13 protein-coding genes, 3 pseudogenes and 1 CRISPR repeat array are annotated in these 21966 nt (G+C 43.3%); of the genes and pseudogenes, 2 read left to right on the forward strand and 14 right to left on the reverse strand.

Annotated elements, in window-relative coordinates:
* Positions 1-14: 14 nt before the first annotated feature.
* The 4 genes from DW996_RS07330 to DW996_RS07345 all read right to left on the reverse strand — a co-directional run bounded on the left by DW996_RS07330 (position 15) and on the right by DW996_RS07345 (position 7924).
* A complete protein-coding gene (locus tag DW996_RS07330; RefSeq protein WP_118535299.1) occupies positions 15-2588 on the reverse strand; it encodes a PRD domain-containing protein in 2574 nt (857 codons plus the stop codon).
* 299 nt (positions 2589-2887) lie between these two features.
* Complete coding sequence (locus DW996_RS07335; protein WP_118535516.1) at positions 2888-5443, reverse strand: glycoside hydrolase family 3 C-terminal domain-containing protein; 2556 nt, start codon at positions 5441-5443, stop codon at positions 2888-2890.
* 55 nt (positions 5444-5498) lie between these two features.
* Entirely contained in the window at positions 5499-6395 is an 897-nt protein-coding gene (locus DW996_RS07340; protein ID WP_118281713.1) for an alpha/beta hydrolase, read from the reverse strand.
* Positions 6396-6529: 134 nt separating this feature from the next.
* The gene (locus tag DW996_RS07345; RefSeq protein WP_158575261.1) at positions 6530-7924 is read right to left on the reverse strand and encodes an MFS transporter; all 1395 of its coding nucleotides are present in this window, start codon (positions 7922-7924) and stop codon (positions 6530-6532) included.
* A gap of 168 nt (positions 7925-8092) precedes the next feature.
* On the opposite strand from DW996_RS07345, the gene DW996_RS07350 reads away from it, so the two are divergent.
* A complete protein-coding gene (locus tag DW996_RS07350; RefSeq protein ID WP_118535301.1) occupies positions 8093-9199 on the forward strand; it encodes an AraC family transcriptional regulator in 1107 nt (368 codons plus the stop codon).
* Positions 9200-9228: 29 nt separating this feature from the next.
* The gene (locus DW996_RS15030; RefSeq protein ID WP_442969954.1) at positions 9229-9387 is read left to right on the forward strand and encodes a helix-turn-helix domain-containing protein; all 159 of its coding nucleotides are present in this window, start codon (positions 9229-9231) and stop codon (positions 9385-9387) included.
* Here DW996_RS15030 and DW996_RS07360 read toward each other — a convergent pair.
* The 10 genes and pseudogenes from DW996_RS07360 to DW996_RS07405 form a co-directional block, all read right to left on the reverse strand.
* Positions 9359-11749, reverse strand: coding sequence for a sensor histidine kinase (locus tag DW996_RS07360; protein WP_118535303.1), 2391 nt, complete (start codon positions 11747-11749; stop codon positions 9359-9361). The two genes, DW996_RS15030 and DW996_RS07360, sit on opposite strands and share 29 nt — an antisense overlap.
* Before the next feature lie 60 nt (positions 11750-11809).
* A complete protein-coding gene (locus DW996_RS07365) occupies positions 11810-12511 on the reverse strand; it encodes a response regulator transcription factor (protein ID WP_118281709.1) in 702 nt (233 codons plus the stop codon).
* A gap of 170 nt (positions 12512-12681) precedes the next feature.
* Positions 12682-14675 (reverse strand): annotated as a pseudogene (locus DW996_RS07370) (elongation factor G).
* 142 nt (positions 14676-14817) lie between these two features.
* Positions 14818-15768: a CRISPR direct-repeat array (repeat unit 32 nt; unit sequence ATTTCAATCCACGCTCCCACACGGGGAGCGAC).
* 179 nt (positions 15769-15947) lie between these two features.
* Positions 15948-16238, reverse strand: coding sequence for a CRISPR-associated endonuclease Cas2 (cas2, locus tag DW996_RS07375; RefSeq protein WP_118535304.1), 291 nt, complete (start codon positions 16236-16238; stop codon positions 15948-15950).
* Between the two features lie 11 nt (positions 16239-16249).
* Positions 16250-17280, reverse strand: a pseudogene (gene cas1c, locus DW996_RS07380) (type I-C CRISPR-associated endonuclease Cas1c).
* The gene (gene cas4, locus DW996_RS07385) at positions 17277-17942 is read right to left on the reverse strand and encodes a CRISPR-associated protein Cas4 (RefSeq protein WP_118535305.1); all 666 of its coding nucleotides are present in this window, start codon (positions 17940-17942) and stop codon (positions 17277-17279) included. The pseudogene cas1c and the gene cas4 overlap by 4 nt, the downstream one beginning before the upstream one ends.
* Complete coding sequence (cas7c, locus tag DW996_RS07390) at positions 17942-18853, reverse strand: type I-C CRISPR-associated protein Cas7/Csd2 (protein ID WP_118535306.1); 912 nt, start codon at positions 18851-18853, stop codon at positions 17942-17944. Before cas7c ends, cas4 begins: the two co-directional genes overlap by 1 nt.
* Positions 18854-20602 (reverse strand): type I-C CRISPR-associated protein Cas8c/Csd1, encoded by a 1749-nt coding sequence (gene cas8c / locus DW996_RS07395; protein WP_118535307.1) that lies wholly within the window; start codon positions 20600-20602, stop codon positions 18854-18856.
* Positions 20599-21261: a type I-C CRISPR-associated protein Cas5c gene (cas5c, locus tag DW996_RS07400; protein ID WP_118535308.1), complete on the reverse strand. Its 663-nt coding sequence runs from the start codon at positions 21259-21261 to the stop codon at positions 20599-20601. Before cas5c ends, cas8c begins: the two co-directional genes overlap by 4 nt.
* 1 nt (position 21262) lies before the next feature.
* Positions 21263-21702: pseudogene (locus DW996_RS07405) on the reverse strand (hypothetical protein).
* Positions 21703-21966: the final 264 nt, after the last annotated feature.

The following is a 21966-nucleotide window of genomic DNA, read 5'->3' on the forward strand; positions in this document are numbered from 1 at the left end:
TAACCTCCTTTGTTTTATATCTGATATATGATCATCAGCATATTTGCCACCTCGTCGTCGCTAAAGATAATGTGAAAGGCTTTTTCCATCGGTCTTAGCATCCGAAGCAGCTGCTGAAATTCTTTGTGATATTGATGCAGAATTGCCTTGCGCTTTGGATTTTCGGGTGAAGTCTCCCCGGATGCCAAACGCTCAATACAACAGGCAGTATGAACCAATAGTCCCATCTGTGCATCCTGCGTCATATGTTTTAATTTCTGATCGACCTCCTGTAAAAATGCTTCTACCGATGACTCTACCTTTTTTATCTCCGCATGGCTAAACTGCCCGGCAAGATAATGAAAGACTTCCTGATGATCGACCTCATAATCCTTGGACTCGGTCTTTCGCAAAAGTTCCGGCAAACGTTCTTTGGGTGTCGTAAAAACCTCCGTGATCGAGCAGAAAGGAATGGAATATAACTTTGGATCAAAGGTTCCTACCACACAAAGTATGGTTCCACGCCGCATCAGGTCACGAAATGCCTCCTGCAAAGCCTTGGGATTACTCATGGATAAAGGAATGATCTGCACATCCTCCATGTGACCGTAGCGCTCAATATAGGTCTTTAATTCCTCCGCGCCACCCTTGCCCGTAGTACATAAAGTGATGAGATACTTCTCATGGCTGGTGGCAAAATCACCGACACTTTTCATGGCATCCCGATAAACGGCATCCAGGTTGGATGAGATCATTGCCTTTCTCGCCAGTTCGATCCCCAGGGTCGTCACCGGTGCCGGGAAAAGACGGATCATAATACCTGTCTCCGCAGAGATCTCCTCTGCCACTTTGGACACCAGATCACTGTCATAGACTATGAACACACCTTGTTTTTGCTCAATCTCCAAAATACATTTTTTCAAAGACTCATAGATCTGCGTCTCGCTTTGACGGTGCGATACCTCAAAGGAAAAAATATGGTTAAATCCTGTGATCTCGGTGATCGTACGCACAATGGATGCTGCAATGTCCTTGCCATAAAAGGCGTAGAGGATAACCGTCTGTCCCTTGTCCGTCTGCTTTGGCGGTTCGTAGCACAAAAACATGGTGATCAAAATAACCTCGTCTATGGTCAGTTGTCTGCCATAGACTTCCTGTATCTCCTCCGCAAAGGCAAGGCTTAGCATATATTCCTGCTTGTATTTGGTAACGACCTCAGATATTTCCAGCCGATCCATGGACTCTGTCGTCTTTGTACCATTCACTACATTTTTCATATGCAGACAAAGTCCAAAAAATACGGCATCGTCGGTCTTTTTGTTCCTTGCGTTCTCCACTTTTGCCAGAAATCTCTCCACCATGTCGATCAGTTCCTCATCTACAATGAGTTCCAATTCTTTCCGGCTGCGGACTTCATGGATCAGTTTTTGCTGATATTTGCCAAAGGCTCTTTCCACTTCGGTGCTGAGCAGCATCTTGATATCCTCATCCTCAATGCCCTCCGACTCCAGTTGCTTTGCCTTTTGCCGCAATTCCTTGTAAATATTTTTGGTCTCTGTCTCACTGACACGCATCCGACTGCCGTCAAAGGTAAAGGTGCTGTTTTCCGGGATCAGTCTTTCGATCTCCTCCCTCATCTGTCCGAAACGGGACATTCCCTGACGTATGGTCGGTTCAAAGTCGCTGACATAGAGGGTGATCCTCCGGTCATTTGCCAGTTCCCTCACATAAGCATTGGCACAACCAATCTTGATATCCCGCTTCAACTGTTGAAAATTTTCAGGACATTCATATAAGAGCAGGCAGCGCATCAATTCTTCCTTTACGACCAGTTCCCTGCCTACCCGCGAGGCTTCTGTCGAAAAAAGTGTCTGGATCATTTCCATACGTTCTTCGATCGGTCGTTCTGTGATCCTCGGCATTGTAATAACGATTGGAAATTCACTCTGAAACTCCTCCTGTGCCGGCTGTGCGTTCGGTGTGCAACTGGCGATCAAAAGCCCTTTCCTTCCGGGCTTTCCGCTGTAGGAGGCGATCTCCCGCAAGAGTCCACCGTCCAGATACTGCACATTATCCATGTATAAGATACCGCTCTCCGCATCCTTTAACATGCCACTCTGCCGCTCGCCCATGAGTTTTTCCCTGGCATCTTTGGCACTGCCCTGATAGTCCCTGCAATTCATCTGTAAGAAAGGACTCTCCGCTGAAAAAATTTGTTTTACCAGACAATATTCGTAGATCAGGTGTGCAAACTCTTTCTTTCCGGTTCCCTTTTCTCCCACGATCAGGATATTCAGGCTTCTGCCCGGATATAAGACTGCTGCTTTGGCTAACTGGATCGGATGCTGTAAACTGCCCTGCCATCCTGTCATCTTGCAAAAACATTCTTCCTCATCCCCCCGGCTGACACCGGCAATGGAATAAAGAACTGGTCTGCCATTGGATTTATGTATCCTTCCCTCTTCCACGAGAGCATTCAAAAGACTGCTGACATTGGTTCGCTGTAAAGATAGCGCCTGTGCGATATATGTCGTTGACACACCTCCCTCTTTTTCTGCCGTATCATGCATCTGAATAAAGTCATAGATCTTTTCTTTGTTTGATTTCATAAGCGGATCTCCTCTGCCGGTTTTGTTACTGTATATACAAGAAGAACTATACACTTTATACAATAAGAAATCTACCACGACCTGTTTTTATCGTCAAAACGCTTAGTGTATGGTATTTCCCATGTAATTTATATACATAAATATAGTAAATTTGCATAAGTCTTTGTACTTTTTGCATATTTTCTTTTATCTCTATGCTTAGTGTATATGTTTTATGTCAGTAGAGCATCTAGTGTATAAAAAAAACGGATACGTCTGGGTTTCCAAACGTATCCGTCGTATGAATTTATTTTTTCTGTTTATTTTCTCAATTTGATGACTTCCTTTAAGACTGTCATGGCATTCTGTTGCAATTCTGCCTTGGTCAGGGCATATGCATGCTCCTTATTGGTCAATGCGTCCAGGATGTCCGCAAGATCACTCGATCCGCCCGGCATGGTGATATTGTTGCCAGCCTTGACACAGCCTGCGGCAGATCCTGTCTCATACTTGTTATCACGGTGTTCTGCACCATTGCCCATTCCACCGGTCACAAACCAGTCTGTCATGACAATGCCCTCATGTCCCCATTCATTCCTAAGTACGTGGGTCTGGATATCCTTGCTGTTGCAGGTATGCTCGCCATTTACCAGGTTATAGGATGACATGATAGCCTCCGGCTTTGCACTTCTGACGCAGATCTCAAATCCCTTGAGATAGATCTCACGTAGGGCACGTTCACTGACAACAGAGTTGGACAAGAAGCGGTTGGTCTCCTGATTGTTGCATGCAAAATGCTTGATGGTAACCCCGCAGCCCGGATGCTTCTGCACACCGCGCGTCACGGCAGCGGAGGTACGTCCGCTGACGATCGGTTCCTCAGAATAGTACTCAAAGTTTCGTCCGCAAAGCGGGGAACGCTGGATATTCTGTGCCGGTGCCAGCCACAGATGCACACCGAACATTTCCATTTCCTGTCCGACCATATCGCCACAGATCTCCGCGACATCATCATTCCAAGCCTGTGCCAAAGCCGTGCCGATCGGGATTGCGATACAGTACTGGTAGTTTTCCGGTGCTGCAAGTTCCGCTTCCGATGGCTTTGGTGCCATAGACGCCATCATCTCGAGTTCTTCCTCGCCCATAAATTCCATAAAGTTGGCAAAAGCATTGGCATTGCCCTTGATTTCGCCATCCACGATCTTGTAGGAAGTAGCAAGACGCAGTCCTGCCGGACCATCCGCCATGTAAAGTCCGCCAACGCCAAGATCTTCCAGACGGCTGGTAGATTCGCCTGCGGCACCTGCCACATGGGATCCTGCTGCACCGATGACTGATTCTGCCCCCGCGCCTTCCGGTACATCCTTATAATTGCCAATGGCAAGATAAGCCAGTTGCTTATCCGAAAGTCCTGCGACAAATTCCTCCAAAGTCTTTTTACCGGAAAGCACTTCTGCAAAATCAAAAGTCTGTCCCTCCGGGATCTCCGCTGCCACTTCCGGGTAAGTATAAGTCGCGGTCTCAAACTTGGCTGCGGATAATGCAATATGTTTTGCAGCCTCTTTCTGTTCTTCCTCGCCATCTGGGTTGAAAGCAACTTTTTCCGGCACAAGATCATCAAAGCCCCAGCCTTCACAGATGTGCTTGGTCTTTTCCAGGACTGCCTTGTCATCTAAGGTCAGGATGCCTGCTACCATGGTATCTCTGGAATGACTTCCCAGACGGATGACATATTCACCTGCCTCCATGATATAGGCGCTGTCCTTCTCACTAAAGGAAGCAAGGGTCTGGGTTGCAAAAGTGACAGAAACTTCTGTGCTCTCTCCGGCTGCCACTTCCTTGGTCTTGGCATAGCCGACCAGTTTCTGATAAGGCTGGTCAAGGTCTCCTTCCGGCAGGCTGGCATAGACCTGTACCACTTCTTTGCCTGCGCATTTTCCTGTATTTATCACCTGGGCTGTGACTGTGACTTGCTTTTCATCTGCGACAATATCCTTTGTCTCAACAGCAAATGTCGTGTAAGAAAGTCCGTAACCAAATGGATAGGTCACTTCTTTTCCGACAGTATCAAAATAACGATAGCCCACATAGATACCCTCACGATAGTAGGTATCATCCGGATCGCCAAAGCCCTCGGTTGATGGATATTCTGCGATCGGCGCCCATGTCATAGCCAGTTTACCGGATGGGTAAGACTTGCCAAGGACAAGGTCTGCCAAAACATCGCCGGTCGGTGTTCCCAACTGTCCTAAGAGCAGGATATTTTCTACGGTATTTACCGGTGTCAGATCTACCATGCCACCAACATTTAATACCAAAAGGAACTTGTCATACTGCTTCTGTAATGCCAGAATATCGCGGATCTCGGTCTCGGTCAGATTGATATCGCCCGCTACCATGGTACGGTCAGCGCCTTCACCCGAATTTCTTGCCAGTACATAGATGGCGATGTCCGCATCGCTTTCCAATGAAAATTCATAGGCAGTTTCCGGCATGACCTTTCCCATGCAATACATAACACCATTGATGCCTGCGGCTGCCGCCTCTGCCTTCATGGCGGTGATCCATTCTTTTCTTGTCTTTGTCATATGTTCTTCGTAAGCATCCAGCCAAGCCTTGCTCACCACCTCAAAGCCAGCATTCTCCAATCCCTGCTCTACGGTCGTATAGGCTCTGACATTGACATCCCCGGATCCGGTTCCGCCCTTGATCGTCCTTCTGGCGCCACTGCCAAAGAGCGCGATCTTGCCTGCTGCATCCAAAGGAAAATCTCCATTGCTCTTTAAGAGTATCGCACATTCCGGTGCAACCTCGCGCACCTTTGCGATATGCTCTTTTTCAAATTTCTGCATACTTGCATCTGTAATATGCACCATCTTCTTGTCTCCTTTTCTTTTATTCTCATACAAGGCTGCTTGCAGTTTGAATTTTCTACACCAGATATTTTCGGAAGAATGCACATTCATCCTGATTGATCTCTTTTGCCTCTTCCAGATTCATATTGACATGGCAGACATGCGCCATATATTTTTTATCCTCTGATCCATAGCATTTCCATGCACAAGGGATGCCCTTGCCTTTTAAAAATTCATACATAGGCTGGGCGTTTTCCTTCAAAAAGTCATAATAGGATGTCATGACATAAGTCGGCGGATAATCGGCGGTGATATGCCCCAGCACATCTATTTTTTCATTGGAAAAATCAAAATCTTTGCCCAGATAATCGCCATATAATTCCTTGTTCATCTTGTTGACCTTGCCATCCTTACCCAGAATGGTCAGGGTGTACATACCACAATTCAGACCAAGGGCACGTATCTTGATTTCCTCCGGCACCGTAAAGGGGAATAATTTTGCGTAATCTGCATTGGTCGCGATGGCTGCGTACTGGCTTGTCATCTGGGATCCGGCAGAATCGCCCACCAAAATGACATTATTTAGATCCAGATGATACTCATCAGCATGATCGCACATCCACTCCATCACCATATTCGTTTCCGTCAACTGGGTCGGAAATTTGGCTTCCGGTGCCAGATGGTAATTGAAATTGACAAAAGTAAATCCCTGCTGGGCTAAATACATACCGTAATATTTGTAGATTTCTTTGGTCCCATAGACATAGCCGCCCCCATGGATGCTGACGATGACCGGCAAAAGATGATCGGTGTCCTTTGGATAATACACATCCAGTAAGTTATAAGCATCCGCATTCCCGGCGTAATTGATATCATAGACTGCGGTTACATCCTCCGGTACGACTAAGTTTGCGTCACGCTTGGCATCTGCCTTTCCGGATACCATGCGAAACATCTTTGCTGTAAATGACATAAACCTCTCCTATCTCTGCGCTTTTTATATTTCAAAAAGTACAGTCTCTGCTATTTGTTACATGCATTCTAACAGACACTGCACTTTTGACTTATTAAATTTTTACGTTTTTTTTAAAATTATTCGCTTTCTTCTTACTGTGCCTCATGCTTTTTTGCAAGGTCAGCCTTGATCTGTGGAAGTTCTTTATCCAACTTGTATGCAATACCAAGGATCAAAAGTACAACCATCAGAACCATAGGTACATAGTTAAAGAGTACCTGGATAGAGGTCAGAGCGGATGCTGACTGGGTTGCAAGACTTCCATCATATCCGGCAAGTCCCATAATCAGTCCTACCATGCCAGATGCGATACCACTTCCCAACTTAGAAGCAAAAGAGTTGACAGAAGCAAGCATACCTTCTACTCTGGTTCCGGTCTTCCACTCGCCATAGTCCATGGTATCGATCAGATAAATAGAGATCATCATGGTAACCGGTAAAATCGCAACACCACCAATAACAGAACCAAGTGTCAGAGTAACCAGATTAGTTCCACCAAGAATACGGATGCCATAACCAACAACGCCTAAAACAGCACCTGCACGCAGGATCGGAACGGTTCCGAACTTTCTGGAAAGTACCGGGAAGATCAGCAGGATGACCGGTGTCAGCATACTACCGATAGAAACCAGTGTTGCCAGACCGATATTACCCATGATGTACTTGAAATAATATGTATTTACGGCTGTACCGATATTGGTTGCCAACTGTACGACTAAGGTCATACCAGCCAGAATAAAGATGTATTTGTTAGAGAATACACACTTTAAACTCTGCTTGAGCGGGAACTTCTGTACCTCCTCTTTCTGCTGGTCGGATGGCTGATTGTCATCTACCACTTCCTTGACAAAGATGAAACGGAACATACCGATAATAGCACACGGAATGGCAAAGATCAGTGCCATGGTCGTCCAGCCTTCCTTGGTAGATCCCATGCCTGCGATCAACTGTGGCAAAAGCATGCTGATTACGATAGAAAACAGCATGATGATACCACCATTAAAGGACATAACGGATACACGATTCTTCTCGCTTCGGATACTTCTTGCCAGATATACGGCATCGCCACCATTTAAGAAAGTAGCGCAGACGGAATTGATCAGTGTATAAAGTACAAATACAAAGATTGCTTTTCCGGTCGTACTCATCTCCGGTGCAGAGAAAAGAAGTACGGTGAGTCCCCATACAAAGACGATAAAGATCTCATACGGTCTTGCCTTGCCCCATTTGGTATGCGTCGCATCGATGATAAAACCAACAAACAAATCTGTCACACCGTCAAAGATCTTGGATGCCAGAAGCAAGGTTCCGACCAGTGTTGCCCCCATGCCCAGCATGTCGGTACAATAATAGGTCAGTTGCATGATCAAGAGAACATTGAGTGCCAGAGACAGTCCTCTGGATGTCCATGCCCACTTCAGATAGCCCGGCAGGACTTCATTTTCGGCTGTTGTACTCGGATCCAGCCAATTTGCTTTTTTCTTCATAAGTAATATCCTCCTTGTAAGATCATGTGCTTTCACATGACCATTCCTTGTATTTATCATACCAATTCCTTGTGTTTTACCCTGTTAAAATTTCGATATTTCTAACAATATTTCATTAAACATTATAGAAAATTTAACAAAAACGTGCTAGGATATGGATAATACAAGATGAGAAAGAAAGGACTTAGCATGTATCAGACACAAAAACTTACTTATTTATTCGACTCTTTATATGCAGTAAATAATATCTGCTTCTGGCACTATACAAAGGATTGGGAACTCCTGGATACCAACTGTCCCTGGATCAACGAAGTCCGCAACTTCTTTTTTGACTCCAAGGATGATGCCTTAAAGACCTATGCTTCCAACTCCACCATGCCCATCCTCTACCCGGACCGCCTCTGCCTGACCTGGGCGATCCAGCCTTATATTGTAGATGACAATTTAGACTCTTTCTACGTCTTAGGTCCCTTTTTAAACTCCTCCGTATCGGAGATCAATTTCAAGCGCCTGCTGGACGACTGGCATATGTCCATATCCTCTCAGCACCGCATGATGGAAGTGCAGAAGGAGATTCCGGTCATTCCCTATAGCCTCTTTTTGCAGAGCGTGCGCATGCTCTACTACACTCTTTATGGAAAAGCACCGGGAAATCTGACCACCACCTCTTTTCCCACCCTCAATCCACTCAGTTCCAAAAATACCTTGGCTCCAACCAAGAAAAATGGCAGCACAGCACACGATATTACCATCACCGAACACAGTAGTTATGCCATGGAATGTGCTATGCTAAAACATGTCGAGACCGGCAACATCCATTATCAGGACGAACTGCAAAATACGGAATTATCTGCAGACAACTACCTGGTAGGACTTATGAGCCCGGGCGATATCGTCAGACAGGAAAAGGATGAGATCATTGTCTTTGTGGCACTCATTACCCGCGCCGCCATCCGTGGCGGTATGGATCCGGACGAAGCCTACTCTCTCAGTGACTACTATATCCAGCAGATCGAATCCCCTGACTGCACAGACCTCAACAATATCATGGATATCCATTTTCTTGCCTATGATACCTTTATCCACCGCGTGCATGAGATCCAGTTACAGGGAAAGGAATACTCTCCTTTTGTCAATGACTGCATCGCACTGATCCACCGCAACATCTATGAAAAGATCACTCTGGAGGATCTGGCAGAAGCCCTAGGCTATTCCACCTATTACCTGTCCTCCCAGTTTAAAAAACAGACCGGGCAGTCCATCGGCGATACATGACAGATCTGCGCATAGAAAAAGCCAAGGAAATGTTGACCTATAACAACATTTCCCTGACTGATCTGAGTGCCAAATTACATTTTTCCACGCCGTCTTATTTTTCTTCTGTCTTTAAGAAGCGCACCGGGCTGCCCCCATCCGCATATGTGCAGAGCCTTTCTAAGCCTGCTTCTTCATCGCAACCGTGATCTTAAAGAGATCACCGTCAATATCGATGGTCAGTTGTCCGTCCATGAGTGCGGTCAGGCTGGATGCGATGGAAAGTCCCAAGCCGTGACCTTCGGTATTTCTCGATGCATCACCTCTGACAAAACGTTCCATCAACTCGTCACTGCTGATGTTGAGCGGATACTTGGAAATATTCTTAAAGATCATGCGCACCTGGTCACCTGCATCTTCCACATTGACATAGACTCTGGTATGGTCCTGTGTATATTTGCAAATATTGCTCATGATATTATCAAATACCCGCCACAGATGTCTGCCGTCTGCCATGATGTTGGCAGGATTCTTTGCTTCATTTACCACAATCTCAATATCCTGTGCTTGCAGTTTATCCTGATACTCTCCGACCACCTGCGAGATCATCACAGCGGCATCACAGGCTTCCATATGCATCTCTACATTACCGGTGGATGCCTTGGATGCTTCTAAGAGATCTTCAATAAGTTTTTTCAAACGAGCTGACTGGCGATCCAAGACCTCGACATACTCTCTTACTTTTTCCTCAGAAATACCCTCCTTTTTGATCAGATCTACATAGTTGATAATAGAGGTCAGCGGTGTTTTGATATCATGCGACACATTCGTGATGAGTTCTGTCTTGAAGCGTTCACTCTTCATCTGTTCTGCCACTGCAATAGCGATCCCCTCGCCCACATGGTTGATATCTTCGCCGTGTTCTCTCATAGGAGCAATCATATGTGTGGTATCGATCGGCTCATTATAATTGCCACTGGCGACACGCTTTCCACCATCTTTTAATTTCTTTGCCATCAAGACCAGATAGAAGATCAAGGCTGTCTCGGCTATCTTATATAAAAAGAAAAGGAAAACGCCTGCGCCATAAATACCGGTTGCCAGTAAGGCCATCAGTTCCACCAAGGCTAAAATGGCAAGCCCTAGGCCTAAACGCGTGCTTAGTTTTGTATTTTCATGTATTGCACGATGCAGCCGTCTGATAGGATTGATCAGCCATTTTCTATAAAAGGCTGCAATATAATGCCAAAGTGTATGTTTCCAGAATTGACCTGACTTGATACGCGTTGCCGTACTCATGCAAAATGCCAGTGCAAGCAATGTCCAAAGGATTGCAAGCACAATGGACAAAGTAACGAACTCTGCCAATGCCAGAACCCCACTATAATAGGCCATCCACAATCCTATATTCCCTATCACGCCTAAGCATACACCTGTTGCAACTACAATGCCGTAAATACCATAAGGTACGCGATCCGCCCATCGTAGGTAAATCGCATCATCTTCCTTGCGATGTCCGGACATGGTCATCAGAAAAACAAAGGAAACGATAAACAAGAGCAACGATACCAGAAGGATCGGCAGATAAACCTTCTGCAGCATAGTCAGTATGGCAGTAAGTATATACGGAATCCACAGATAATCACTCATGCCATTGGCAAAGACCAGATCATCTTCATATTTTTGCAGACGATTGATGACTTCAAAGAAATTGCCTGGATCCAAAGCACTTTTTCCATAAGAAAAAGATCCCATAATGGTGATTGCCGCATCGCGGTAATTCTCTTTGACTACTTCCTGCTGTTCATCCGTCAATTGCGCTGTATCATTTGCCTCCAGAAATACATCTTCCAGATTTGGAATCATATAAATACGGTAGAATGTATACGTTCCTTCCGGCGGCAGTTCTCCTGCAAGAAGGTCTCCTGCATTATTCCCTTCATTTTCGACATCATCCGACATATTGTCTTCATCTGTCAGATTTTCTTCTATATTATCTGCATCTTCACTGTCTACGTCATAATCATAATACTCCAACCGATCTCCATTTTTGCTTTCATCCAGATAGACTTCATCATTTCCAACATATCCATAGACATTGGTCTGCATGGCTCCCAACCAGGTATCCGTGTTATAATGGTATTCATTTTTATCGAAAAATACATTTTCATACACGCCATCCATTTCCCGATGGTTTTTATCCTGCAGCCACTGGATCAGATAAGGTGATCCATAGACAAAATTGTTGTTCCGCACAACATTGAGTTTGTCGCCATCTCCTGTTACCTGAAAATCAATCTGCTCTACTGCGTAGGTCAGCAAAGAGCCATCCAAAGCATCCCAGGAGCCGCCCTCTTCGGTTGCACTCTCCTTCAAATAGGCTGCATAGTTGGAAACCATATGTTCCTGCATGAGTTCTGCGATCGTATCATTTTGATTCCCATATTCGGCACGTAAACCGATACTGAAGATCATCATGATAGCGGCAAGCAGGGTAGTTATTCCGGTTATACAAGCAATCAAAAGCGCAAAAGCCTTATACGCCGTTTGTCCTTTCCAATTTTTTTTCATATCAAATTCCTCACATTTCTTCCTGTTTTATTTCATCGTGGCAGTTTGTACGGACGGGCTCTATTTGTCTTCAACCTTGTACCCTCTTCCCCACACAACCTTAACATACCTTGGTTCTGCCGGATCATACTCCAGTTTTTCACGCAGATGACGGATATGGACAGCAACGGTATTTTCTGTGCCAAAGGCATCTTCCTTCCAGACCTGTTCATAGATTTGTGCCGGGGAAAATACTTTTCCCGGGTTTTCCATCAAAAGATGCAGGATATCATATTCTGTCCTTGTCAGATTGACCAGTTCTCCATCTAACGTCACTTCTTTCGCCCGATCATTTAATACGATCGGACCGATCGCGATGATGCCATCATCACCGGAAGCGCTTGCATGGTTTCCCCCCAGTTGCATGTAGCGGCGCAACTGTGATTTGACCCTGGCCTGCAATTCTACCGGATTGAAAGGTTTTGTCACATAATCATCTGCGCCGACATTGAGTCCTAAAACCTTATCCGTATCCTCACTCTTTGCTGTCAAAAGTATGATCGGAACATTAGATGTCTCGCGAATCTTTGCCATGGTCTGGATCCCATCCAGCCGTGGCATCATCACATCCAGGAGCACCAAATGTATTTCTTTTGTTTCCAGCACTTCCAGCGCTTCTATACCGTCATATGCCGTATAGACCTGATAGCCCTCACTTTCCAGATAAATCCGCAGTGCAGAAACAATATCTTTTTCATCATCACAAACCAGTACGTTTACCATTTTATCCTCCAGAGAATTTTGTTGTGTTTTTTAAGATGATATCTGATGCCTTGCAAAATTATGCATCCGACACACAAAAACCGCCACAACATGTATTGATTAATCATATACATATTGTAGCGGTTCATCATTTAATTTCCAAGTAGGGAAGTCTTTAAGACTTTCTTAAGTTATCCCTTATTTTCAACTTCATATTTCAGGAATTCGTAGGAATACTCTGCCTCCCCTCCTGTAATAGAGTGAAGTGTTGTCCCGATACCATAGAGTGTTGCATAGGGAATCTCTGCCTCAATCCTTTGCCTGCCATTCTCCTGCTCCGGATTCATGCCCATGATCCTGGCACGGCGCTTGCTGAGTTCTCCCATAACATCGCCAACTTTATCCTCCGGTACACGCACCTGAAGCGATGCGATTGGCTCCAAAAGGACAGGATCGGCTTTCATGAGGCATCCTTTAAAGCCATGGTGGCTGCTGTCTTAAAGGCTGCCTCTGACGAATCCACCGAATGAGATGAGCCGTCGTAAAGATTGACATGGATGCCGACCACCGGATATCCTGCGAGCGGTCCTGCCTGCGTTCCCTCGGCAATACCCTTTTCCACTGCCGGAAAGAAATTCTTCGGTATGGCTCCGCCAACAACAGTCTCTTCAAATTCATATGCGCTGGTCAGATCTTCTGACGGAGATACTTTAATTTTGACATGTCCATACTGTCCATGTCCACCGGATTGCTTCTTGTGCTTGTATTCGACATCCGCACTGCCCCGGATAGTCTCACGGTATGCTACTTTCGGTGCTTCTAATTGCATCTCGACGTTATATTTGGCTCTTAGTCGGTCTGCGACCGCCTGCAAATGTTGTTCACTGATGCCATATACAAGCGTCTGACGGTTTTCACTGTCATTTTCCACCCGAAGTGTCCGGTCTTCTTCTGCCAGTTTTAAAAGCGACTGCGTCAGTTTGTCATCCTCCTTGGCATCGGCCGCAAAATAGCGCATTGCACAATATGGCGTGGAAATTGCGGTCGCCGGATAAAGAACCGGCGTTGCCTTGGTCGAAAGTGTCGTGGAGGTCTGCAAGCCCGACACCTTGCTGAGGGCACCCACATCGCCCGCGTGCAGTTCCTCTACTTCTTCTGCCTTGCTTCCCTTCATGACATACAACTTACTGATGCGGATCTCCTGTCCTTTGACTGGGTCGTATAGGTTATCGTCTGACTTGATAACACCGGACATGACCTTAAAGAGGGAATACTTTCCAATAAAAGGATCCATGATAGTCTTAAATACATAGGCTGTCTTTGCCTTAGCAAAATTATAATTAGCCTCGAAAAGTTCCTGGGTCAGAACATTCATACCGGTTGCACTGCGCTGATCCGGTGACGGCAGATATTTGATGATGTCTGCCAATAGTGTATACATACCTCTTTCCATGGTATTGGATCCCATCATGACCGGTACGATTGTTCCCTCGGATACATTGACGCGGAGTGCCTGTCGGATCTCGTTCTCCGAGAAAGTCTCGCCTGCAAAATAGCGGTCCAGAAATTCTTCACTGGTCTCTGCTACCGCCTCCATCAGGGCTTCCCGATAGATAGAGAGATTTTCCATAGAATATTCCGGCACTTCTGACTTTACAACCGTTCCATCGGATTGCCAACGCTTTGCCCGCTCTTGGATCACATTGACATAACCCACAAATTCCTCATTTTCACGCAGTGGAAAATGAAAAGGTGCAATACACTTGCCATACAATTCCTGTAAACCCAGTACAACATTTTTAAAAGAGACATCATCAATATCCATGTCGCTTACATAAACGATACGCGGTAAATGGTATTTTTCGCACATAGCCCATGCCTTGCGCGTTCCGTTCTCCACACCATTCTTACCGGAAATAACGATGATGGCAGCATCTGCAACGCCTACGGCTTCTTCAATCTCCCCCACGAAATCGAATGCTCCCGGCACATCCAGAATGTTGATCTTGTGATCGTCCCACAAAATCGGCTGCACAAGCATCTGCGTTGTTGCCGCCGGTTCTGTCATGCGTTGCTTGGATGCGGTTGCAATACCATTCATCGCGGACACCAGACTGGTTTTGCCTGCCCCACTGTGCCCCAGAACAACCACATTACGAATTTTGTCCGTTGTAAAAACCTTCATGTCACATGTCCTCCTCGCTTCGTTTTCTCTTACTGCTATTGTAGCAAGGTGGATGGCATATTACCACTCTTTTTTCAGAATTTTCTGTTTTTTTATCGCTTGTACATTAGTTGGCAGATATTTTGTTTATTCCAAGTATTTCTTTTCTATCCACGCTCCCACACGGGGAGCGACGGCCGGAAGTGAGAGCAGGCTCCTTGGTCACTTGATTTCAATCCACGCTCCCACACGGGGAGCGACCGCTGTCTAAAGTAGGAATTTACCAATTTACGCTATTTCAATCCACGCTCCCACACGGGGAGCGACAGAACAGGCAAATGTGACGGCAGTCTTTGACCTTATTTCAATCCACGCTCCCACACGGGGAGCGACAAAGTAAAACGCCCATAGGATGACAAGTTCCAAATTTCAATCCACGCTCCCACACGGGGAGCGACAAAGATGCAGGAAAGCACGTTACAGGAAGATAAGATTTCAATCCACGCTCCCACACGGGGAGCGACACGGGTCGAAGTGCGGTTTGTCGTACTGGCATGTATTTCAATCCACGCTCCCACACGGGGAGCGACGGTTCCGTGGCAAACATACTAATCTGATATGTATATTTCAATCCACGCTCCCACACGGGGAGCGACACTGATAAACTGTGCAAATTCTGATTCACTTCTATTTCAATCCACGCTCCCACACGGGGAGCGACGTACTGCGTTATAACTTGCAATAGCGTACTTATCATTCAATCCACGCTCCCACACGGGGAGCGACGTAATCGCTGTGTATCTATCACCACTACATTCAATTTCAATCCACGCTCCCACACGGGGAGCGACACGATACTCCCTGTACTCGTCCACGGTTAATAATATTTCAATCCACGCTCCCACACGGGGAGCGACCGACATGTACCTGCAAAGGGTCAAGCCTTATGTATTTCAATCCACGCTCCCACACGGGGAGCGACGAGCGAGAGGACACAGCACTGTTGCCCTTTTATAAATTTCAATCCACGCTCCCACACGGGGAGCGACTAATCCATTTAGGCAACATACATTTCCATATAGATTTCAATCCACGCTCCCACACGGGGAGCGACAGCAATATTATACAAAAATTTCGCATATTTTCATTCATATGTGACAATTATAAATATACATTGCATTTCTATGCATCCTTTTGCGGATGCATAATACCACATAATAAAAAATATGCGGCATATATCTGGTGCGAATCACACAGGTATTTTATGTGTGCATGTCATTCGCACTCTACATGTTACAAAACCAGGGGCTGATCAACCGGTATTCCTCGTTCAACGCCAATATGTTCTACTCTGGTTTGATATTTATTTCCTAGATAATAGAAGCGCAAACTATCGACGCTTTCATCTATAATATCACTGAGTACTGCCTTTAATTTCACGCATTGCGCTTGATCAAGGATACACTCAAATACAGAATTTTGAACTCGCCTTCCGTAATTTTCGCACTGTTTTGCCACTTTCCGAAGTCGACTTTTTCCCATTGCGCTTTCTGTATTTACATCATATGTAATCAACACGAGCATTCTTTACCACCTCATTTCCACAGAAAAACCGGGTACCCATCTAAATCTCCTCGCAAATATCTTGCAAGTAGCATAGCCTGAACATAAGGAACCATCCCCCACTCAACTTTTTCCTTCAAAAAAGGATGTGTAATCATTTCTTTTTTCTTATTTTGCCATTCTGTCAAAATTTTTTTCCTGATTTCATCATCCATGATAACTGCACCATTTTCTTTTCTCTTAAAATTCTTTTTATTTACTATTTTTTTGTTAATCAATGACAAAACAAAACGATCTGCACACACAGCCCTAAACTCCTCAATCAAATCCAGCGCTAATGAAACTCTTCCCGGTCTATCTGTATGAAGGAATCCAACATATGGATCTAACCCAACAACCTCCAACGCAGAGGCTATTTGATTTGTCAATAAAGTATATACAAAAGAAAGCATTGCATTTACATTATCTAATGGCGGTCTTTTATTTCTGCCCTGAAACACAAAATCGTTTTTCTGTTGCAAAATAAGTTCATTAAAAACTCCAAAATAAATACTGGCTGCCTCCCCTTCATACCCTCTTAATTGGTCCAGCGAATTAGCATCCTGTATCAATTCCAATGAATTTTTTAACTGCTGTGATGCATGTTTTACACGTTCCTGGTCAATCTGCATTGCATGATCTCGGATTGCACGCTCCAACACCCATCTTGCATTATACACTTTTCCTAAAATACAATTCTTTGCAAGTTCCAAACTAATTGTTTCGTCTTTACAACTGATATATTGTTGTTCACGTAAAACTACATTTCCCTTCGTTTTCCTATAACACGCGCCAAAAATTTCCCCTGCGGTGTTAAATAACAAAGTGAAATATTACGCTCCATACAAGCCCCCATAAGCGCTGGACTTGTCCCCCTGTATCCGAAAGATACGATACCTTCCAGATTATGTAAGGGCACCCGTCCCACTTCTTTTTGCTCATCATATACAACAATATTTTCTCCATCTAAACTCAGATAACTACTTTCAGATGTTACATATAAAGTATTTAACAACTTCTTCACTCTGTTCCCTCCTCAAGCATCTGTTTTATATAATTTTTGACAGACGACGTTTGTTCCAACCTTGGAAGGCATATATCTTTCAGAGAACATGCATTACAAGCTTTGCTTTGTTTTACTTTTGGCGTATAGTTCCTCTTATAATACTCGTGCATTTCCTGAAACATATCTTTCACTTCTTTTCGAAGTGCATCTGAAAATTCCACTCGCTCTCTTTTTCTTGTTTCTCCGTAAAAAATAGCACCTTCTTGTATATTTGTAGAGAACATTTCTTCCAAGCACATTGCCTGAGCAACCAATTGTAATTTATCTTCATCTGTCTTTTTGGGTTTTCCCTTTTTATATTCAACTGGATACACCGAATACGTTCCACGATGACCACACAAAGTAATACCATCGTCGCATTTATGAAACTCTACAATATCACATTCTCCACTTGCTCCAAGTTGTCTTGACGCAACCGGAAGTGCCCGAACAACAAGCGTATCTTTCCGCTTCTCGTCAAAATATGGATCATGTGCTCTTTTGTGCATCAATTCTCCGACTACCGTGTGAACATTTTCCGCCCATTGCTGTTCAACATGAATCAACGCCCATTGTCTTCTACAAAATTTAAAGTGCTGTATCCCCGATATCATTAAATACTCTTCTTCTGTATACTCCATTAAATCATCCTTTTCACTTCGACAGTATTCGGAATATCTTCTTCGTGTACTTGAACAATATAATCCTGATATTTTCTTGGATATTCAACTTCCTCCTTCTTTTTCACTTCGACTGCATCAAACAACTTATATGCCGGACAATCTCCTAATTCTTTACTGTGCTTAAAAACAATCAACTCACGAACCGCCATTTTTCCTCTTGCTGCAGAATGATCGTTTTCAAACATATTGATAATTGCTTCCCACAGTAAATCAAGATCCTCCTCCGAAAAACCGGTAACTTTTCTTGCAAGATTTGCTGATACATATCCCTCTACACGATATAAACCATATGGTACAATGCTCTTTCTACCCATTTCCGTATTTTTATTTTCAGCATCTTTTTCTGTAGTAATTGCTACCCTAGTTATTGTCACTTCCTGACTAATAATTGGGTCAATACTTCTTGCAAACCCCAACTGTACCGGTCCCCTCACCTGACCACAATTTAAAGAAGCCTTTACAAATGTTGTCATGACAGCCCCAAAAGTACGAATATCATAAAAATTATCACACATGTAATCTCTTAATTTCACATCTACATCTGGATCAGTTTTTTTCAATTTTTTCAGAGAGTCCGTTATCTTTTTATCATCTTTTTCTTCAATTTCCAAACTTTCACATGCCTTACGATCGCTTCTGTTTAATGGAACATCTTCTTTTATATAAATCTGGTATCCCTTTGCATCCTCTTTCACCATTTCAACATAATTGCGAATTTTACGTTTTAAACATACGTCTGTAACTAATCCCAATCCACTTTCCGGATCAATTCTTGGCATATTACCGGCATCCGGATCTCCGTTTGGATTTCCATTCTCTACATCAAATAACACAACAAATTCGTATCTGTTTTTAATCGCCTCTCCCATTTATTTTTCCTCCTTTTTTTCATACATTTTCTGGGTTTGATGATAATAACCTAACATAAATTTTCCTTGCTCATCCAATGACAAACGCTTTGGAAATCCGCTTGCTCCCTCGGTCATTTCTATTCTTACAATAAGTTCTGTCAACAAATTTTCAAAATGTATTTTCTTACCTACCGATTCTCGCTCTAACTTCTTTATATGACTGTTTTTCAACTTCATCAAAACCGGAAAAACAGATGCTGGCGTTGCGCATGCAGAATTAAAATAACGGTCTCGAATCGTTGTATTAATTCCCGGATTTGCATCTTTTTGAATGAATTCCAGTACCGCAAATATTCTGCCCAATACATATGCAGTTTCTTGACATTCTTCGTTCAATCCCATATAACTCTCTCCTTCTCTCCATTGATAATTTTGAATTAAAAAAGCTTTTAGAATAGCAGCACGACCATAGGTGATTTTCCCCTGTTCCGCACGAATTCGAATCAACGTATCCGTATAAAGACTCTCTGGATACCTGTCGTCCTCTAATATTGCTTTTAAAACCATTGTTGCCATATTGGGAATAGGCATTTTATCTTTTGCATTCTGGTTTACTGTTGCTGACAGCATCTTACGAATTCCTAAATAATCCTGATTTTCCCAAGATGGTTTTACTATTTCCATTCGTCTATAATGTTTTTCAATATTTTTCATTATATTTCCAAATGAATTCTGATAAAAGCAACGAACCGACAATCTTGCTGCATTCGGTGCCAAACATAAAATATAAAATTTCTGCTCTGGATCTATCTTGACATCCTCAGTATCAACCCATATATTTTTTCTCAAATTTCCAAAAACTTTTTTTAACTGTTCCTGGTTATCCGGTTGTGGATCTAATGACAGGAAAAACATTTTTTGATATTCCTGCTTTGCCGATTCCGCCCAGAAGACCACCAAGGAATCCCCTAGTTGAAATGTATATTCTTTTTGATTTAATAGATAATTTAAAGCAGTTGTATAAGCAAATTCTGCATACTTTCCAACCGGAGCATTGTAACTTTGTTCTTTGCCATATGACTCGAATGCAGGCGCATTAAAGGAAACCAATGCCGCGCCACTTGACTGAGCACCCGGAACCCCTTTTATCCCTCTATGAATACGTGCAATCTCTGTTTTTTCTCCTGTTACAAGACAAATACCCTTTGTTTCTTCCTGCAGATTTTCCTTCCGATTTTCCCACGCCATTCTAATTGACGCATCATCCTGTGCGTATAACTGACTCATGGTAAAAATCAGATTACCACCTTCATTCAATTCTTCCCAACGTTCTTGCACCAATGGATCATGCAATGCATTTGATGGATTCCAAGTTTCAAAATATTTACAGATTGCCTCCGCCATTACACCATCTGTTTCCTTTAAGATTGACAAATGCCGGTTCTTCGCTGCCTGAAAGCATTCCATCGTTCTTTCACTTGTCCCATCTATATCAATCCCCAAAAAATATTTTGCATTGTCACATAAAAAATTTGCTGACACCCCAGAGGATCTAGTCACCATCTCCGGCACCTGCATATCACTTGAAATCCATACACTTTTCTTTCCACGTTCTTCTTCATGTTTCAATGATATAATCGCTTTGATGCTTCCATCTTTATTCAGATCAATTGCAAATGAAACCTTTGCGAAACACCAGCCTGGTTTTGGCACCTTATCTTCCTTGGCAAGATTTTCATAATGTTGAACCAATGCCTGCAAAATCATCGAATCACCTCACAGTCTCTCAAGTCCAGCACGCCTCTTCTCATAACTGCTCGAAAAAACATCGGCTGTATATTATCTCTGTCACTATAGTCCATATCATATAACATAAACCCAAGATCTTTTTCTGGCACTTCATCGTATATCGTATGTATCTCTTTTTCTTCGCATAAACAAAACTGAGCAGGAAATTCTCTACACCCAAAATACGGCATATGGTAGCATTCGCCTCTTTTTAGTCGTCGCATCATAATATCCTTAAACTTTCCGGGATTATCAGATGCATTTGCCTGATCTGTCATTTCAAAATGTGCCTCGATCACATAAGAGACATTACATAAAATCAAGGATGCTCTCTGTACAATCTCTTCCTTTGTGCTAATATAAATAGACTTATCTGATCCATTATATGCCTGTAAAGCATTGCTTGCAGAAACTTTGCTTTTCACCTCATTACGTCTTACACTGGTAAATCGAATTGGATTTTGAACATAAATTTTATCAATCACCCAGCGAAGTCCGGGATGCCAGTATATTGCTTCCAAAATTCCTCTCGCAGCTGACGGTGTCATCACATCATAGGAACAACGTTCCACTTTCATTTCCGGACGCGAAAACAATGCATAATCGCCCCATACTTGAACCTTTACCCCCATTGCCATTTTATAGTACCTCTCCTTTCTTATAGCAGGCCGCTATATAATCTCGTGGTTGAAAATAAAAATCTGTATTATAATTAGAAATCCATTCATCCACCCAAGAATGATATACCTCCCATATGCCCATTAAAATCTGTTCATCTGTATAACAATCTTCAATCAATCTTTCATATACCTCTCCAATATCCCAATAATCCGGTATTCGATATCTGCATTCCCCAACATTATCAAAATTCCCCTCTGGTATGTGAGATGCATCAATAAACTCATTTGAAACTTTTTCAATTGGCTCACAGTGAAACACGTCAGCATATTCATAGATTCTTTGTATTTCCTTTTTCCCTAAATATTCCGTCACATCCTGTCTGGATCTTTTTTTACGCGTCCTATATATTCAATCAAACTGCAAGTATAAAACAGTGCATTATTATTTTTTGTTCCCATATACAACCTCATTTCCTACATATTCTACTATTTGTTTGCTTCCATGGTATAAAATCATGCTCTTTCTCCTTTTTCAACCATACTTCGCTCGATTTCAAACTCTATAAATTGACTATACTACACAGTTTATTTTTTATCAAGTTTTTATTTTATTTAAAATACTATTGAAATTTATTTTGTTGTTTTAAAAATATATTGCTCTTTTTTAGAAAATCATTTATACTGACACAAGTCTGGTAATCCAGTGGATTGAAATAATAGTAT

The organism is Roseburia sp. AM51-8 (assembly GCF_003478275.1).
GTDB classification, from domain to species: Bacteria; Bacillota; Clostridia; order Lachnospirales; family Lachnospiraceae; genus Pararoseburia; species Pararoseburia lenta.

Excerpts from the sequence above, each read along its gene's own strand:
- DW996_RS07340 (WP_118281713.1), bottom strand. The coding sequence starts at position 6,395 with ATGTCATTTACAGCAAAGATGTTTCGCATGGTATCCGGAAAGGCAGAT.
- cas5c (WP_118535308.1), bottom strand. The coding sequence starts at position 21,261 with ATGGCAATGGGGGTAAAGGTTCAAGTATGGGGCGATTATGCATTGTTT.
- DW996_RS15030 (WP_442969954.1), top strand. The coding sequence starts at position 9,229 with ATGTTGACCTATAACAACATTTCCCTGACTGATCTGAGTGCCAAATTA.
- DW996_RS07365 (WP_118281709.1), bottom strand. The coding sequence starts at position 12,511 with ATGGTAAACGTACTGGTTTGTGATGATGAAAAAGATATTGTTTCTGCA.
- DW996_RS07350 (WP_118535301.1), top strand. The coding sequence starts at position 8,093 with ATGAGAAAGAAAGGACTTAGCATGTATCAGACACAAAAACTTACTTAT.
- cas4 (WP_118535305.1), bottom strand. The coding sequence starts at position 17,942 with ATGGAGTATACAGAAGAAGAGTATTTAATGATATCGGGGATACAGCAC.
- DW996_RS07360 (WP_118535303.1), bottom strand. The coding sequence starts at position 11,749 with ATGAAAAAAAATTGGAAAGGACAAACGGCGTATAAGGCTTTTGCGCTT.
- DW996_RS07335 (WP_118535516.1), bottom strand. The coding sequence starts at position 5,443 with ATGGTGCATATTACAGATGCAAGTATGCAGAAATTTGAAAAAGAGCAT.
- cas7c (WP_118535306.1), bottom strand. The coding sequence starts at position 18,853 with ATGGGAGAGGCGATTAAAAACAGATACGAATTTGTTGTGTTATTTGAT.
- cas8c (WP_118535307.1), bottom strand. The coding sequence starts at position 20,602 with ATGATTTTGCAGGCATTGGTTCAACATTATGAAAATCTTGCCAAGGAA.
- cas2 (WP_118535304.1), bottom strand. The coding sequence starts at position 16,238 with ATGCTCGTGTTGATTACATATGATGTAAATACAGAAAGCGCAATGGGA.
- DW996_RS07345 (WP_158575261.1), bottom strand. The coding sequence starts at position 7,924 with ATGAAGAAAAAAGCAAATTGGCTGGATCCGAGTACAACAGCCGAAAAT.
- DW996_RS07330 (WP_118535299.1), bottom strand. The coding sequence starts at position 2,588 with ATGAAATCAAACAAAGAAAAGATCTATGACTTTATTCAGATGCATGAT.